Genomic DNA, 16309 nt, shown 5'->3' with positions numbered 1-16309 from the left:
ATGCCTACCTGACGCAGTTCCCGGAACAGGCACCTGCGGAGGGCGCGCCGGTGGCGGCGTTCTACAAGGCACTGAAAACGGCCATGAAGCATTGGCGCCTGGACGAGCTGAGCGGCGATCTGCCGGAAAGCTGGCAACATTTTTCCGACCGGGTGCTGGCGGCGCGTCACCATATCCAGCAACAGTACAGCGACAAAGATCGCATTCTCATCGTCAGTTCCGGCGGTGCCATGGCCATGTTTCTCAAGCATGCCCTGAATGCGGCCGATGACACCGTGGTGGAGTTGAACCTGCAGATTCGCAACAGCAGCGTCAGCCACGGTTTTTTCAATAACAAGGTAGTGCGCATGGCCAGTTTCAATAATGTGCCGCATCTGGATCGTCCGGATCGGTTCGAGGCCATTACCTATTTTTAATTCCGTTTTTTACGCAGCACCAAGACTGTAAACGAACACGCGACAAGGGAGAGCGACATGGATTTTCAATACACGGAAAAAGTGCAGGACCTGATCAACCAGGTTCGCCATTTCATCGATACCGAGATCCGTCCGGTGGAAGGCCTGTACCACGAACAGCTGGAAAAAAGCCCGTGGGAAACGCCGCCGGTGATGGAAGAGCTGAAAGAGAAAGCCCGCGCCAAAGGGTTGTGGAACCTGTTCCTGCCCAAGGAATACGGGGAATACAGTGCCGGCTTGAGTAACCTGGAATACGCACCGCTGGCCGAGGAAATGGGCCGCAGCCGTATCGCTTCGGAAGCTTTTAACTGTTCCGCGCCGGATACCGGCAACATGGAAGTGCTGGCCAAGTACGGTAACGAGCAACAGAAGAAAGACTGGCTGCAACCGCTGCTGGAAGGCCGTATTCGCAGCGCCTTTGCCATGACCGAGCCGGAAGTGGCGTCGTCCGATGCTACCAATATCGAAACCCGCATCGAGCGGGACGGCGATGATTACGTGATCAATGGCCGCAAGTTTTATATCAGCGGTGCCATGCGCAAGACCTGCGAGATCATGATCGTGATGGGCAAGACCGACCCGGATAACCCGAACCGCCATCAACAGCAATCCCAGATTCTGGTGCCCACCAACACCCCCGGGGTCAACATCGTGCGCCCCATGAAGGTGTTTGGCTACGACGATGCGCCGGAAGGGCATGCGGAAGTGGTGTTTGAGAATGTACGGGTGCCCAAGGAAAACATGATTCTGGGTGAAGGCCGTGGTTTCGAAATTGCCCAGGGCCGCCTGGGCCCAGGCCGCATTCACCATTGCATGCGCCTGATCGGTGCCGCGCAGGAAGCGTTTGAACTGATGGCCAAGCGCGTTAACGAGCGCGTGGTGTTCGGTCAGCCCATGAGCAAGCAGGGTTCCGTGCGTGAGGACCTGGCCAAATCCTGGTGTGAAATCGAGCAGGCACGGCTGATGACCTTGAAGGCGGCGGACACCATGGATCGCGAAGGTAACAAAGTCGCCAAGGATTTGATCGCTATGATCAAGGTGGTGGCGCCCAATATGGCGTTAAATGTGATTGATCGGGCGATTCAGGTCCACGGTGCGGTGGGGCTGAGCCAGGATACACCGTTGGTCAACTTCTTCAGCTATGCCCGTACCCTACGGCTGGCGGATGGTCCGGACCAGGTGCACATGATGCAACTGGGCCGTAATCTGGCCAAATATTTCGCCTGAGAAGCGGTGTTTGCCCGGGGTGTGAAGACACCCCGGGCTTTGCCTATTGCGCAGCAGACAGAGAAAAACAGGAGAGCTCCATGTCCCAGGTGGATACGCTGGATACACAGAAACTGGCCGCATACCTCGAGCAGCATATTGATGGCTTCAAGGGGCCCATCGAGGCTGACAAGTTCGACGGCGGCCAGTCCAACCCCACCTTCAAGATCACCACGCCGTCCGGTGCCTATGTGTTGCGCCGGCAACCGCCGGGCAAGTTGCTCAAGTCTGCCCATGCGGTGGATCGCGAGTTCCGTGTCATGGCGGCCCTGAAAGACACGGACGTCCCGGTGCCGCAGGTATTACATCTGTGCGAAGACCGGGATGTGATCGGTTCCATGTTCTACGTGATGGAATTCTGTGAGGGGCGCATTCTGTGGGGCGCGTCCTTGCCGGAAGCCGGCGAGGGCGAAGCGGGCAATGCTACCCGTGCGGCCATGTACCAGGAAATGAACCGGGTGCTCGCGGCCCTGCACAGTGTCGATCTGGACGAGGTCGGCCTGGCGGATTACGGCAAGCCCGGCAACTACTTCGAGCGGCAACTGGGGCGCTGGACCCAACAGTACGAGGCGTCCAAGTTGCAGGATATCCCGGCCATGGACGAGCTGATCGCCTGGCTGCAGGCCAAACAGCCAGAGGACGATGGTCAGGTGTCACTGGTACACGGCGACTATCGTCTCGACAACATGATGTGGCATCCCAGTGAGCCGAAAGTCATCGCAGTGCTGGATTGGGAACTGTCCACGTTGGGTCACCCGCTGGCGGACCTGGCCTATCAGTGCATGGGGATGCGCATGCCACAGCGGGGCGCCAAGATGGCGGGCCTGCAGGGTGTGGATCGCAAGGCATTGGGGATCCCCACGGAAAAAGAGTATGTGGACCAGTACTGCCAGCGTCGCGGTATCGACCGCATCGACAACTGGGAATTCTATCTGGCCTTCAGTTTCTTCCGTCTTGCTGCCATCTGCCAGGGTGTGGCGAAACGGGCCGTAGACGGCAACGCCTCCAGCAAGGAAGCGGCTCAGGTCGGCGCGCTGGTCGAGCCACTGGCGTCCATGGCTGTACAGATCATCAAAGAAGGGGCGTAAAGCAGCTTCAAGCTGCAAGCCTGAAGCTACAAGGAAAACCGCGTTGACGTTGCGGCGCGGTTTTTCCGTTTTTCGAATGGCTACAGGGTCTGCTCGCGTTGAAGCTTGCAGCTTGTAGCTTGACGCTTTTTATCGGGAGAGTCGTAATGAGTACCACCCTTTTTAACCTTGAGGGCAAGATTGCCCTGGTCACCGGTGCCAGCCGGGGGATTGGCGAAGAGATTGCCAAATTGCTGGCGGAGCAGGGCGCCCACGTGATCGTGTCCAGCCGCAAGATCGACGGTTGTCAGGCCGTGGCCGATGCCATCAAGGCTGACGGTGGCAGTGCCGAAGCCTTTGCCTGCCATATTGGGGAAATGGCGCAGATCGAAGCCGTGTTTTCCCATATCCGTGAGGTTCACGGCAAACTGGATATTCTGGTCAACAACGCTGCCGCCAACCCGTACTTCGGGCACATCCTGGATACCCCGGTGGATGCTTTCGACAAGACCGTGGACGTGAACCTGCGCGGTTATTTCTACATGTCCGTGGAAGGCGCCAAGCTCATGCGTGAGCACGGTGGCGGTGCCATCGTGAACACGGCATCCGTGAACGGCCTGACCCCGGGTGACATGCAGGGCGTCTATTCCATTTCCAAGGCGGCGGTGATCAGCATGACCAAATCTTTCGCCCAGGAATGCGCCCAGTTCAACGTGCGGGTCAATGCCTTGTTGCCGGGCCTGACCAAAACCAAGTTTGCCGGTGCCCTGTTTACCAACGAGGACATCTACGATTCCGCCATCAAGGAAATCCCCATGCGCCGTCATGCGGATCCGCAAGAGATGGCCGGCACCGTGCTGTATCTGGTTTCCGATGCGTCCAGCTACGTGACCGGTGAGTGTGTCGTTGTGGATGGTGGGATGACCATCTAATCGCTACCAGCATAATTCGGGCTTTCTACAAAGCCGCTGTAGGAACGTAGCGGAGTAACGCACGCAGGTCGATCAGGCATTCCGGAGCTCGACAGATTTCTCCAGAAAACCGGAAGCTTGGTCCGAGTCTGACATCGCGCCGCCAGCGACGCTCCTACGGCCAGTCTGAGCGAGCTGGGTTTATAGCCCGTGGCGACTTAATTATCAGGAGAATCTTTCATGGATCCAATCCTCGATTTTACCGGCAAGACGGCACTGATCACCGGCGCTGCCAGCGGCTTCGGCAAGTTGCTGGCGGAAGAGCTGGGCAAGCGTGGGGCCGCGCTGGTGCTGGGGGACATCAATATGGATGCCCTGAATGCGCAAGCCGAGGGGCTGGCGGAGCAGGGTGTCAAAGTGGCGGCGTTGCGTTGTGATGTGTCCCGCGAAGCGGACTGCAAGGCCATGGTGGAAACGGCCCTGGCGCAGTTTGGCCACCTGGATATGGCGGTGAACAATGCGGGTATTGCCCATGGCTTTATTCCTTTCGATCAGCTCACCGAGGAAGTGCTGGATCAGCAGGTGAACGTGAATGTGAAAGGGGTGATGTTCGGTATGAAGCATCAGATTGCTGCCATGAAAGAAAACGGTGGCAGCATCGTCAACGTAAGCTCCATGGCCGGGCTCGGGGGAGCACCCAAAATCGGCGCCTATTCCGCTGCCAAGCATGCGGTGATCGGCCTGACCAAAACCGCCGCCGTGGAGATGGCGAAACGCAATATCCGTGTCAATGCGATCTGCCCGTTCTATACCCATACGCCCATGGTGGATGAAGGGGAGCTATCCCAGGACAAGGCAGCAATGCATGCCATGCTGGCGTCCGGCTGCCCCATGAAGCGGCTGGGCCAGCCGGAGGAAATCGTCACCGTCATGCTGATGATGTTGTCGCCGGCCAACAGCTACATGAATGGCCAGGCCATTGCCGTGGATGGTGGTGTGTCTGCGTTCTGATTGATGTTGGCGAGAAGAAAGGCAAAGCCCCGGTCGTGCAAATGTGACCGGGGCTTTTTTATGTTCGCAAGCACCGGTGCTTTTTCAGCACGTAGGGTGCACTGAGCCTAGGTTTTACCCAGAACTTAGCGGTCGATACACCCCATGATGTGCCATACACGTCTAGCTCCCGCAAGAACGGGAGTTACCAATCCAGCGTGATGCCAGAGTAATAGGTTGTGCCCGGGCCGGGTTCGAAGTAGCCGCGGTTTTCTACTGGCCGGTCGCTGTTGGCGTTGATGCGCAGGTTGCTGTAGTAGTCACGGTCCAGCAAGTTGTTGATGCCGGCAAACAGGGTCAGCGTCTGTTGGTTCAGTTTCCATGCCTTGCCGCCCCGCAGGTTCACCAGGACCTGGCTGCCGACCCGGGTGCGATTGGTGTTTTCCGCATAGCGGTGGCTGCCCAGTATCGACTCCACTGATGCAAACAGGCCGCTTTCCGCCTGCCAGTCAAGCTCTGCAAATAGCTGATGTTGCGGGGTGCCAGGTAACCGGTTGCCGCTCACATCCACATTCTGCTGGGTGTCGAAAAATTCCTGGAAACGGAAGTCGGACCAGGTCCAGGAAAGAGACAGGGTCAACCGGTCGGTGGTGGCATGTTCCAGCCCCAGCTCCAGGCCATCGCGGCGAGTCTTTCCGGCATTCTGGTAAAAGGTGCGGCCGTCGATCTGGTAGGGGGTGATTTCGTCCTCCACGTCCACCCGGAACAGTGCCGCCTCATAAAAGAGCCGTTCACCGAGTGTGCCACGGGCACCCACTTCCCGGTTGAGTGCGGTTTGGGGCTCCAGGTCCGGATTGAAGCCACCGCTTCCTGAAGGGTTGGCCAGCTCAGTGAAGGTGGGGCTTTCGAAGGCAGAACTGATTGTGGTGTAGAGCGTGTGGGCGGGGCCGACTTGCCAGCTCAGCCCGGCACTGTAGCTGTGTTCTTCAAACTCCCGGCGACCACTGTCGTTGCCATCAGTCAGTAATGCATCGTCGATGGTCATGCGCAACCGGTCCGCCCGGCCACCGACCGTGAACATCAGATGGTCGGACAGATGGCTGTCCAGTTGCAGGAAGATCCCCTCGGCGCTGGCGTGCTGGTCTTCGTCGGCGGTCACCGCAGTGATGTTGCCGGTGGCACTGACCGCACGGCGGCCACGGTCATCTTCCTGGCGATCCAGGTCCACACCGAGCAGTAGCCGATGGGGGCGTGCCAATATGGTGAAGGGCAGGGTGTAATCCAGGCGGGTGCCGTAAAAACGTCGTTGGTAATCGATCAGGCTGCTGCCGGGAAAGGGCAGTTGCTGGCGGAAGTCCCGCTGGCTGACAAAGGCGCGGGCATTGAGCAACCCATTGGCGAAGGCTTCATCGCGGTAATGCAGCCCGAGACGCTGCTGGTCGACCTGCTGGCCGGCATCCAGCCGGGTAGCAAAGGAGCTGGCTTGTCGCCGGTCCTGGTGAGCCTGTTGTCGGGTCAGCCCCCCCGGGTCCTGGGCAACGGGGGTATCCATGGCGGTAAGGAAGAGCGTCATTGAGCGGGTGTCGGCAAGATCCCAGCCAGCCTGGCCGGTGAACTGGTATTTGCGCACTTCACTTTGTTCACGAAAGCCGCGGTAATCCAGCGCGGTCAGGCTGAGAGCGTGATGGCCCGGGCCATGGCGGCCGCGGGTCTGCACATTGGCTTGTGTCAGCCCGTGGCTGCCACCGATCATGGATACGCTGGCGGCATCGCTGCGGGTTTTTCCGGATCGGGTGTCGATGTCCACCACGCCACCGGTGGCGTTGCCGTAGAACAGGGAGCTGGGGCCACGCAATACAGTGAGCTGTTCCACTGCAAACAGATCGATGCTGTCCAGTTGCGACTGGCCGTCCGGCAGGGTCTCCGGGAAACCGTCCACATTCAGACGCAGCCCCCTGACCCCGAAGGGGGCACGGGAACCAAAACCCCGTGATGACAGGCGCAAGCCCTGGGCGAAGTTGTAACGGTTCTGCAGATAAAGGCCCGGGACCCGGTTTAGGCTTTCATCCAGTTGCAGACGGGTCTGGCCCCGCAAATTGCTGTCGGCATTGACGACCGTTACGGCGGCGGGTGTGTCGGCCAGGGGCCTTTCCATACGGGTGCTGGTGACGGTCACCGGCTCAAGAGTCACCGGATCGGCAAGCAGTGAAAGCGGAGGCAGCAGCAGGAAAACGGTTAAATAACGACGCTTCATGAATCTCATCCCAGGGTTGCTACTGTTCTACAGTACGCTGTCGTGGAAGCAAGTGAAGAAGCACAGAAGTCGCTGGGTGGATAGTAAGGTGCCGTTCGCCTTAGGCTCAGTGCACCCTACATGTTCCGTGGAGCATAAAGCGTGCAATAAAAAAGGGCCGCATAAAGCGGCCCTGAGAAACAGACGCGATCAGTGGGCTTTCTTCTTGCCCTTGCGCTGGCTGGCCTGGGCGTGTTGCTCGGTGAGCAGGCCCTGGTCGCCGAAGAGTTTTTCCCGCCATTCGTCCAGCAGGGCGTCGGTGTCATGCTGGGACGGGTGGAAATCGCGCTTGAAGAAGTCCAGGTACTGGGGCGCCAGCTTGGTGAACAGCCCCTTGCGTCCGAACAGGAACTTGATGCCGTTCCAGTTGTTCTTGACGTTCAGCAGGCGACCATCGGAGGCCAGCATGCGTGCCTGGAAGGCAGCCAGTACCGCGAAGAAGATCACGGTAGTGGGAATCATGGCCCCGGCGCGGATGGCATAGTTGCCGCTGACTTTTTCGTACACGTCATAGGCCACGGTCTTGTGCTCGTTTTCTTCCAGCGCGTGCCACAGCCACAGCTTGGCAGTGGCGTCGTCGAGAATGCGGGCCTGGTGTTCCGGCTCCCGCAGCAGCTGCTCGGCAATGATGGCGGTGTAATGCTCCAGACAGACCGTGGCGGCCAGCTGGAAGATTTTCGGCGTGCGTTTCTGCACCAGACCGAGCAACTTGCCCAGGGTCTTGTCCAGTTTGTCAGTGGGGTAACCGAATTTCACACCCATTTCGTTCCAGGCTTCATGCTCTTTACTGTGCATGGCTTCCTGGCCGATGAAGCCAGCCACCTGGGCTTTCAGTTTGGGATCGGTGATGTCCTTGCGATAGTGGCGCACGGAATCCACGAAAAAGGCTTCGCCTTCCGGGAACAGGGCAGACAAGCTCAGCCAGAATGCGCTCAGGAAGGGGTCATTGTCATAGAAATACCGCGCCGTGGTTTTGTCGTCGAACTGGAAGTCCAGGCGACGGGGCGGAATGTTCACGGTGGCGCCCAACGGCATTTTCTGAGCGCTCTGCTGACCGGCCTTGATGTTGCTGGATGCTGTTGTTGTCATGTGTCCTCCTGGTCCCGACCGGTTATTACCGGTGGATGTCAAACTGTGACATTAAAGAATGTCACGATACTCAGGGTTACAGCACAACAGGTAAATGGCACTTTCGCGCCCCTGCCGGGGCGCTAGTGCCAGTACACAAAAGAGGTCTTTTTGTGTCCGTAAATGACAGGTGAAGAGGTTCTATCAGTGAGGGAGGAACAATGACTGGGTCTCCAGAAACTCCTCCAGCCCGAAGCGGCCCCATTCGCGGCCATTGCCGGATTGCTTGAAGCCACCAAAGGCGCCCTGCAGATCCGGGCCGGCGCCATTGATATGCACCATGCCGGTACGCAAGCGGGCTGCCACCGCCCGGGCGTCACTGTCTTCTCCGTACACATAACCGGACAGGCCATAGTCCGAGTCGTTGGCAATGGCCACCGCCTCGTCCACGTCCTGGTAGGGGATCATCACCAGCACCGGGCCGAAGATTTCCTCGCGGCCAATGGTCATGGTGTTGCTGACCTGGCTGAAGACCGTGGGGCGGGCGAAATAGCCGGCTTCCATGCCCGGTGGTTTGCCGGTGCCACCGGCTACCAATGTTGCTCCTTCCTGGAGGCCTGTCTCAATCATGGATTGCACTCGCTGGTACTGACGGCCGTTGGCGATGGGGCCGATGACGGTATCCTCGTTCTGCGGATCGCCCACCACAATACTGTCGCAGGCCTGGGCGGCAATGGCTTCAGCCTCGGCTAACCGGTCGGCGGGGACCAGCATTCGGGAGGGGGCGTTACAGCTTTGCCCGGTGTTGTTCATCATGGCCCGCACCCCATGGGTCACCGCTTTTTGCATATCGCAGCCCGGCAACAGGATATTGGCGGATTTGCCACCCAGCTCCAGGGATACCCGCTTGATGGTGGCGGCGGCTTCGCGGCTGACAGACTCGCCGGCCCGGGTGGAGCCGGTCAGGGAGACCACATCAATACGCGGATCACTGGACAGCATGGGGCCGACCTGGGCGCCATCGCCATGAACCATATTGAACACCCCGGCTGGCAGGCCGGCCTCGTCCATGATTTCCGCCAGAATCTGTGCCGACAGGGGGGCAAATTCGCTGGGCTTGAGCACCATGGTGCAGCCCGCGGCGATGGCCGGGGCCACCTTGCACATGACCTGGTTCATGGGCCAGTTCCAGGGGGTGATCAGGGCGCAGACGCCGGCAGCGGCCCGTCGGATCTGCGCTTGGCCAAGCTGCTCCTCAAAAGGGAAGTCCCGCGCCACGGCCAGGGTCGTTTTCAGGTGGCCCAGTCCCATGGGGGCCTGCACCTTGCGGGCCAGGCTAATGGGGGCGCCCATCTCCTGGCTGATGGCCTGGGCGATCTCTTCCAGCCGCGCCTGGTAGCCTTCAGCAATGCGTTCCAGGTATCCCAGGCGGGTTTCCAGGGGTTCGGCACTGAATGCCGGAAAGGCCGCCGCCGCGGCGCTGATGGCGGCATCGATATCCGCCGCGCCACCCATGGCCAGCTCTCCCAATGATTTCTCCGTGGCCGGGTTAATCACGGTGTGGCTGCCGGCGCCATCGGCAGGGGCGACCCAATGGCCATTGATATAGAACTGTTGCAGCGAGCCCATGGGGGTATCCTTTTGTTGGTGACTGATTTGAGTCAGACGTGCCACAATACAATAATGGAACGAAGTTTTAAAATATTGACCACTTGGCCAATCCCGTGACAAGGTGGATCTGGCTGAAACACAAAATCATTGTGCTTCAGGCGTTCTCTCGTGGCCAACACTGGCTTATGCAGGTGAAACCGCTTTTTGCTATATTTGCGCGGTGAATAAACAACTATAAGTGGAATCTATGCCCGTTATGCCGGGGAAGGATTCCCGATCCCGAAGCCTGAAAGGAAAAACAACCATGCGCAGAGCTGTTGCCGACGTGGGTACTAACGACAAAGACCGGAATTTCGTCACCGCCCTGGCGCGGGGGCTGGATATTCTTCGCTGTTTCGGACCCGCTGACGAATACCTGGGCAATGCGGAACTGGCCAAGCGCACCAATATTCCCCGCCCAACCGTCTCGCGCATGACCGCCACCCTGACACAGCTCGGTTACCTGCGCTACGTGCCACAGCTGGAGAAATACCGGCTGGGCCCCGGGGTACTGGATCTGGGGTACCGTTATCTGGCCAGCGAAGGCGTGCGGGAACTGGCCCGGCCCTTTATGCAGGAGCTGGCCGATGCCACCGACTGCATGGTGGCCATCGGGGCGCCGGATGGTGCCCAGGTGACCTACATTCAGGTATGCCAGGGTAACGGCCCCCTGGTGCTGCGGCTGAATATCGGCTCCCGTGTGCCCATGGCCACCTCGGCCCTGGGCCGGGCCTTTCTGGCGGCCACCCCGGAAGCCGAGCGGGAACAATATTACGAACAGATTCGCCGTCAGGACCCGGCGGCCTGGCCGGAGCTGGAGCGCAGCCTGCAGTCTGCCTATGAGGAGTATCAGGAGTACGGCTTCTGCATTTCCGATGGCGAGTGGAACCGGGATGTGAGCGGCGTTGCCGTGCCGCTGATCCTGGACGGCGGTGCCCAGGTGGTGCCTTTCAATTGTGGCGGTTCGTCACTGCGCCTCAGCCGCCGCACCCTGATTGAAAACCTGGGACCACGACTCAAGGATGTGGTGGCCCAGGTGGAACAGATGGTACAGGGGCGGGCCTGATTCCTGTCTCTGTCGAGGACAAGCCATGGCAGAAGTACCGCCATCCGCGTTTTACATGGAAGACGCCAATGCACGTTTCAATATGGGTTTCCCCGCCCTGGTCGGGTTTCATTTTCTGGAATGGGAAGACGGCCGGGCAGTGTTGGGGCTTCAGGTCCGTCCGGAACACCTGAACCTGGGTGGCGTGATTCACGGTGGTGTGCTGGCCACGTTGATGGATGTGGCCGGGGCCTGCGCGGGGACCTACTGTGCTGATCCTGCCCGTATTCGCAAAGCGGTGACACTCTCCATGACCAATACCTTTACCGGCCAGGCCGGTGAAGGGTTGATCCGCGCCATCGGCACGCGACGTGCCGGAGGCTCAAGGATCTATAACAGCACCATGGAAGTGTTCGATCAGCAGGGGCAGCTACTGGCCATGGGCGAGGGCACATTCCGGTTGCGCTCCAGCAGTGCCGGCCCGGAGGGCGAGCCTGTCTGAGGCGAGCTACACTCGTTGTATAAGGAACGAGTGAGCGGTTCTCTGGATTTCTACGAAGCCACTGTAGGAGCTATGCTCGCATGGCGAACCGAGCGTAGCGAGGCGGCAAAGATCAAAGTCTGTCCGCAGTGTTTTCTGGGAGCTGTCGAGCACTGATAGTCCTGATCGCCCTACGGACGATTCCCGCGCAAGCGCGGTTCGCCATGCAAGCATAGCTCCTACATGAAAGGCCTTAATGCTCCGCCGGCTGCAGGCTGATCCGCAGCATCCCCTGACGATCATCGAATAACGTTACGTCTACATTGTTGCGATGCTCGCCGGGCAGTACTGCCAGTGGCGCAGGCAGCGATAACTGGCTGGGGCCGGGCAGGATGGCCTTGATGTTGCCGGCGATGATGTTGGTCAATTCCGTGAGGGCGTCGATGATATCTTCGCCGGTGACGGCGTCATCCTCTTTTCGGAACATTCGGGCTGCGATTCGCGGGCCCAGAGCGTCGCAGGTGCAGACGGTCACGCTGCCTTTCCATTTCCCCGAAATCGCAACCTCCGCGCCATGTTGCACGGTGGGAGGAGGGCCGCTCTGGGCCCGAACCGGAATGTTCAGGAAATCGCTGAGCACATTGGCTCCGATGCGGGCAATTTTCTGTGACAGCATGGCGGGTTGCGATGACATTTCCATAGGTGCACCCTCAAACAGGTTGGTAAAAAGGACGATGGCTGCGGGGAATGGCCGGAATGAAGCCGGCGGATTTTTCCAGGCTCTCGGTGGCGCCGAGGAGCAGGTAGCCGTCACTGACTGTCTGTTCGCGTACCCGGCGAAGTACTCGCAGGCGATCGTCCATGGAAAAATAAAGCAGCACGTTGCGCAGCAGCACGATGTCAAATAACGGCAGTTCCTCTGGCCATTCCCGGATCAAATTGATTTTTTCAAAGCAAATGCGTTCGCGGATCTCGGTTTTTATCTGCCAGTCCAATCCCTGTTGCTCGAAATAAAGCGCCATGTTGCGCGCGGGCAAGCCGCGGTTCATTTCGTTAAGGCCATAGCAGCCCTGTTTTGCCTTGCTCAATGCGGACTGGGAGAAATCACTGGCGATCAGGGTGACCTGCCAGTTTCTCAATTGTGGAAAATGCTGGTCCAGCAACATGGCAACGCTGTAGATCTCCTGGCCGGTGCTGCAGGCGGCGCTCCAGATGCGCAGGGTTTTTTCCGCCCGCCGTTTATCCAGCAGGGTGGGGATCATGGTGTCCAGGAAACTCTCGCTGAGAATCGGGTCGCGGAAAAAATACGTCTCATTGATTGCCATGGCTTCTACCAGCTCGATGCGCAGTGCATCCTCAGCCACGGTGGAGGCCTTCTCTATGAGCGCATTGATGTCCCCCCGGGTGTGCTGGCTGGCCAGATTCTGCAGCCTGGCCTCTGCCAGGTACACCTTGTCCGCTGGCAGGCTGAGCGCGATCTGTTCAGAGAGTAGGGCGCAGAGAGTGAGATAGCTGTTTTCGCTGATACAGCTCATCTCTGTGCCTCGGGGTTCATGGCAGCACGCTGTCGCGCGCGGAAGGTGGGGCGGCCACGGTTAACCCGTCGCATGATTTCCGTCGACATGTCCTGCAAGGGGAGCTCAGCGCAGTCAAGCCCGGCTCTTGATACGACTCCGGGCATGCCCCATACCGCGCTGGATGCCTGGTCCTGCACCACTATCTGGGCACCGGCCCTGGCCAGTTGGCGGCAACCATCCAGGCCGTCCTGACCCATGCCGGTCAGCACCACGGCCAGGACATTGGAACCAAAATGCCTGGCGGCGCTGGAAAAGAGAATGTCCACGGCAGGGCGACAGAAATTCACCGGCTCACTGCGCAGTGGGGCAATCAGTGTGTTGTCGCCCTGTTTATCCACGGTCATATGGTAGTCGCCTGCGGCCAGCCATACCTGACCGGGCTCGGCGCGCTGCCTGCTGTCGCACTCAGCCACATTCAGCGTGGCGTTCTGGTTCAGACGAGTGGCCAGGGCACGGGTGAATACCGCCGGCATGTGTTGCACCACCAGAATGGGAACCGGAAAGTCGCCGGGCAGTGACGGGATCAGCTGACCCAAGGCGCTTGGTCCGCCCATGGACGCGCCGATCACCACCAGGTCCACCCGGGAGGGGATACGTTGATGGGGGAGTTGTGAGGCAACCGGACGGGGCGTTTTGGCAGGTTCAGCGTATGCCACAGATGGCTTGTTGTAACGTTGCAGCAGGGTTTTGATTTTTCCCAGCAGGCTGTTCTTGATGTAGTCCCTGGCCTCGGCGGCGGTGCCCACCATGGCGGGTTTGGGCACATAGTCGCTGGCACCCAGGGACAGGGCCTCGATGGTTACCATGGCGCCGCGCTCGGTAATGGAACTGAACACCAGCACTGGCAGTTCCGGACGACTGACCTTCAGTTCCTTGAGCATTTCCAGGCCGCCCATACCGGGCATTTCCACATCCAGAATCAGCAGATCCGCTTCCACGCGATGCAATCGATCAAGTCCCTGGCGTCCATCGGCAGCGGTGCCCACCACAACGATGTCCGGGTCTTCCTCGAGGATCTGGGTGAGGATATGCCGCACGGCGGCGGTATCATCCACCAGAAAGACACGGATGGTGCTCATGCTCTCTCTGTCCGTTGCAGGCCCATCATTTCCAGCTTGCAGGCCAGTGCCTCCGAGGAAAACGGTTTCATCAGGTATTCATCGGCGCCGGCGGTGAGGGCTTCGACCATCTGGCTCACTTCCGCCTCACTGGTCACTACCAGTAATTTCATCCCGTTATAGCAAGGCTGCTGCCGCACGGCGCGGATAAATTCCAGGCCGTTCATGATCGGCATATTCCAGTCCACCAGGGCCAGGGTGGGAAGGGTGTCACCCCCTTCCAGCCGGGCCATGGCCTCTTGGCCATCACCGGCTTCCGAGATTTCGTAGCCCAATTGCTGAAGCAGGTCGCTCAGAATCAGGCGCATGGCCCGGGAGTCATCAATGACCAGTGCGTGTGTATTCGCCATCTGATTGGCCTCGTATTATTTCTGGTTATCGGCGCGTCCGGTGCGTTCCGCATCCACCACCAGGGTTTGCAGATCCGCGGCAAGTTTGGCCAGGTCGGTGGCAGCCTGACGCATGCTGTCCACCCCGGCGTTGGTGCTTTTCGCCGCTTCCGCCACGCCGCCGATATTGCCGGCCACTTCGTTGGTGCCCTTGGCGGCGTCGGCGACACGCCGGCCCATTTCGTTGGTGGTAATGGTTTGCTCTTCCACCGCGGAGGCAATGGAGCCCTGTACCTGGCTGATGTGATGAATCACTTCGCTGATGCGGGCAATGCCTTCGATGGCACCTTTCACATCCACCTGGATGGCCTCGATCTTCTGGCCGATGTCCTCGGTGGCACGGCCGGTTTCCTTGGCCAGTTCCTTCACTTCGTTGGCTACCACCGCAAAGCCGCGACCGGCATCCCCGGCGCGGGCCGCTTCGATGGTGGCGTTGAGTGCCAACAGGTTGGTTTGTTGCGCAATCCCGGTAATCACCTTGATCACCTTGCCAATTTCCGCACTGCTGGTGCCCAGGCTGCTGATGGTGGTGTTGGTGCCTTCGGCGATGCTGACCGCTTCATCGGCCACGCGGGCCGCATCGGTGGCGTTCTTGGCGATTTCCTTGATGCTGGCGCCCATTTCTTCAATACCACTGGACACCGCCTGCACGTTCTCGTTGATATCTTCGGCGGTGCGTACGGCAGAGATGGCCTGGCTGCTGGTGACACCGGCGTTGGACCCCATCTGGTCACTGGTGGCAATCATTTCCTCGGAGGAGGTGGCCAGCACTTCCACGGTGCCGCGAATCCGCTCTTCCAGCAGCACTTTCTCGGTGATGATTTCCCAGGTGAGCATGGGGCCCACATAGTTGCCTTCCGCGTCGTAGATGGCATTGACCAGCAGATCAGCCTTTTCTTCGCCAATGTTGATGCGGGCGCGGTAAGGCAGGTTGGTGGGGTCGGAAAGAATGCGCCGTTGGTGTTCCGGATGCTTGTGGAAAATATCAATGTTGGCACCCAGCAGTTCGCTGGCCTTGATGGGCAGGTAGGATTCCAGCTTTTCCATGGTGGCGGTGGCGGCCGGGTTCAGATAGATGATCTGCAGGTCACGGTCGCACAGGAAAACGTTGGTGGGCATCTGGTCCACCATGTTCATCACCCGGCGGAATTCGTTTTCCTGACGCAGCTCGGTGGTCACATCTTCCCAGCAAACGGTGTAACCAATGATTTTTTCTTCCGTGCTCATTACCGCATTGATACGGGTGCGCAAGGTCACGCCACCGAAGTTGAAGTCCGCGGAATGGGGCATGGCCTTGGGGTCACGAAGAATGCTTTCTACCCGTTTGGGGTCACGGTGAAACCGGTGAATATGGCCGTTGAGGATATCTTCGATGCGGACGCCAAAGGTCTTGAAGATCGGCTGCGCAATGGTCGACAGGGTTTCGGCAGCGCGGGGATTGATGTAGACGATATTGAGGTTGGTGTCCGCCACAAACACATTGGCCTGAAGACTTGCCATGGTGCCCTTGATGCCTTCCAGGCTGTCGGTGACAGACTTGCTGGTATCCACATCACGAAGGACGGTATCGCCGGAGTTTGTCGAATTGCTGCTGGTTGTGTCCATGCTGTTCTCGTTCACGATGTCCCCCTTCAAAGGCGCAACGGTATTCATGATGGCGTCGATGTGGGCGGAGTCCACGCCCAGCGATGCCAGTGTCTCGTTAAGATGATCGGCCACCCGGTCAAAATTCCGGGCGGTGATATGGAGGTTCCTGTGGGCATCGGCCATGGACGGGCCCTGATAAATCGTTGGGCCTCCCAGCGCCTGGGTAAAAAACCGGACCTGGGATTCTTCCAGCCCCTTGCGCTGTTTGTGGCGGAAATAGGGCGCCAGGGCCGGGTCTTCCAGCACCCGGTTGTAGAATTCGGTTACCACGGCCCGGACAGCAGTTTCACCACCTACCTGGCTATAGAGTGAGTTGTTGTTTGCGTGATCCGGATTGTCGGTCATTGCTGTC

Annotated in this window: 15 protein-coding genes; 7 read left to right on the top strand and 8 right to left on the bottom strand. The window is 59.2% G+C overall.

All coding sequences use genetic code 11. From position 1 onward, the window contains the following. From A3714_RS13935 to A3714_RS13915, 5 genes are all read left to right on the top strand, one after another. A partial coding sequence (locus A3714_RS13935; protein ID WP_197463421.1) for a histidine phosphatase family protein occupies positions 1-416 on the top strand: 416 nt, incomplete at its 5' end. Between the two features lie 57 nt (positions 417-473). Beyond that, positions 474-1682, top strand: a complete 1209-nt coding sequence (locus tag A3714_RS13930; protein WP_063508107.1) for an acyl-CoA dehydrogenase family protein — start codon at positions 474-476, stop codon at positions 1680-1682. A gap of 80 nt (positions 1683-1762) precedes the next feature. Further along, positions 1763-2809: a phosphotransferase family protein gene (locus tag A3714_RS13925; protein ID WP_063508106.1), complete on the top strand. Its 1047-nt coding sequence runs from the start codon at positions 1763-1765 to the stop codon at positions 2807-2809. Between the two features lie 146 nt (positions 2810-2955). Next, complete coding sequence (locus tag A3714_RS13920) at positions 2956-3720, top strand: SDR family oxidoreductase (protein ID WP_063508105.1); 765 nt, start codon at positions 2956-2958, stop codon at positions 3718-3720. 219 nt (positions 3721-3939) lie between these two features. Next, positions 3940-4710, top strand: a complete 771-nt coding sequence (locus tag A3714_RS13915) for an SDR family NAD(P)-dependent oxidoreductase (RefSeq protein ID WP_062817951.1) — start codon at positions 3940-3942, stop codon at positions 4708-4710. 184 nt (positions 4711-4894) lie between these two features. Here the strand turns inward: A3714_RS13915 and A3714_RS13910 are convergent, their stop codons facing one another. From A3714_RS13910 to A3714_RS13900, 3 genes are all read right to left on the bottom strand, one after another. Further along, positions 4895-6943 carry a TonB-dependent receptor gene (locus A3714_RS13910; RefSeq protein WP_231866107.1) on the bottom strand — a complete coding sequence of 683 codons (2049 nt, stop codon included), beginning with the start codon at positions 6941-6943 and terminating at the stop codon, positions 4895-4897. A 189-nt stretch (positions 6944-7132) separates the two neighbouring features. Then, positions 7133-8071, bottom strand: coding sequence for a metal-dependent hydrolase (locus A3714_RS13905; RefSeq protein ID WP_062817949.1), 939 nt, complete (start codon positions 8069-8071; stop codon positions 7133-7135). A gap of 183 nt (positions 8072-8254) precedes the next feature. Beyond that, on the bottom strand, positions 8255-9679 hold the full coding sequence (locus A3714_RS13900) for an aldehyde dehydrogenase family protein (RefSeq protein ID WP_063508103.1): 1425 nt from the start codon (positions 9677-9679) through the stop codon (positions 8255-8257). Between the two features lie 286 nt (positions 9680-9965). Between A3714_RS13900 and A3714_RS13895 the strand changes: the two genes are divergently transcribed. Together A3714_RS13895 and A3714_RS13890 are read left to right on the top strand one after the other, a co-directional pair. Continuing rightward, positions 9966-10766 (top strand): IclR family transcriptional regulator, encoded by an 801-nt coding sequence (locus A3714_RS13895; RefSeq protein ID WP_062817947.1) that lies wholly within the window; start codon positions 9966-9968, stop codon positions 10764-10766. Positions 10767-10791: 25 nt separating this feature from the next. After that, positions 10792-11247: a PaaI family thioesterase gene (locus A3714_RS13890; protein WP_063508102.1), complete on the top strand. Its 456-nt coding sequence runs from the start codon at positions 10792-10794 to the stop codon at positions 11245-11247. 232 nt (positions 11248-11479) lie between these two features. Here the strand turns inward: A3714_RS13890 and A3714_RS13885 are convergent, their stop codons facing one another. The 5 genes from A3714_RS13885 to A3714_RS13865 are packed head-to-tail and all read right to left on the bottom strand — an operon-like array spanning position 11480 to position 16302. Beyond that, the gene (locus tag A3714_RS13885) at positions 11480-11926 is read right to left on the bottom strand and encodes a chemotaxis protein CheX (RefSeq protein ID WP_082844617.1); all 447 of its coding nucleotides are present in this window, start codon (positions 11924-11926) and stop codon (positions 11480-11482) included. A gap of 10 nt (positions 11927-11936) precedes the next feature. Further along, complete coding sequence (locus A3714_RS13880) at positions 11937-12761, bottom strand: protein-glutamate O-methyltransferase CheR (RefSeq protein ID WP_063508100.1); 825 nt, start codon at positions 12759-12761, stop codon at positions 11937-11939. Next, on the bottom strand, positions 12758-13882 hold the full coding sequence (locus tag A3714_RS13875) for a chemotaxis response regulator protein-glutamate methylesterase (RefSeq protein WP_063508099.1): 1125 nt from the start codon (positions 13880-13882) through the stop codon (positions 12758-12760). The genes A3714_RS13880 and A3714_RS13875 overlap by 4 nt, the downstream gene beginning before the upstream one ends. Beyond that, positions 13879-14271, bottom strand: a complete 393-nt coding sequence (locus A3714_RS13870) for a response regulator (RefSeq protein ID WP_063508098.1) — start codon at positions 14269-14271, stop codon at positions 13879-13881. The genes A3714_RS13875 and A3714_RS13870 overlap by 4 nt, the downstream gene beginning before the upstream one ends. 15 nt (positions 14272-14286) lie before the next feature. Next, positions 14287-16302: a methyl-accepting chemotaxis protein gene (locus tag A3714_RS13865; RefSeq protein ID WP_063508097.1), complete on the bottom strand. Its 2016-nt coding sequence runs from the start codon at positions 16300-16302 to the stop codon at positions 14287-14289. Between the last annotated feature and the right edge of the window lie 7 nt (positions 16303-16309).

The organism is Alcanivorax sp. HI0007, from assembly GCF_001635525.1.
In the GTDB taxonomy this organism is placed as follows: Bacteria; Pseudomonadota; Gammaproteobacteria; order Pseudomonadales; family Alcanivoracaceae; genus Alcanivorax.
This window is presented reverse-complemented; position numbering and strand designations above follow the sequence as displayed.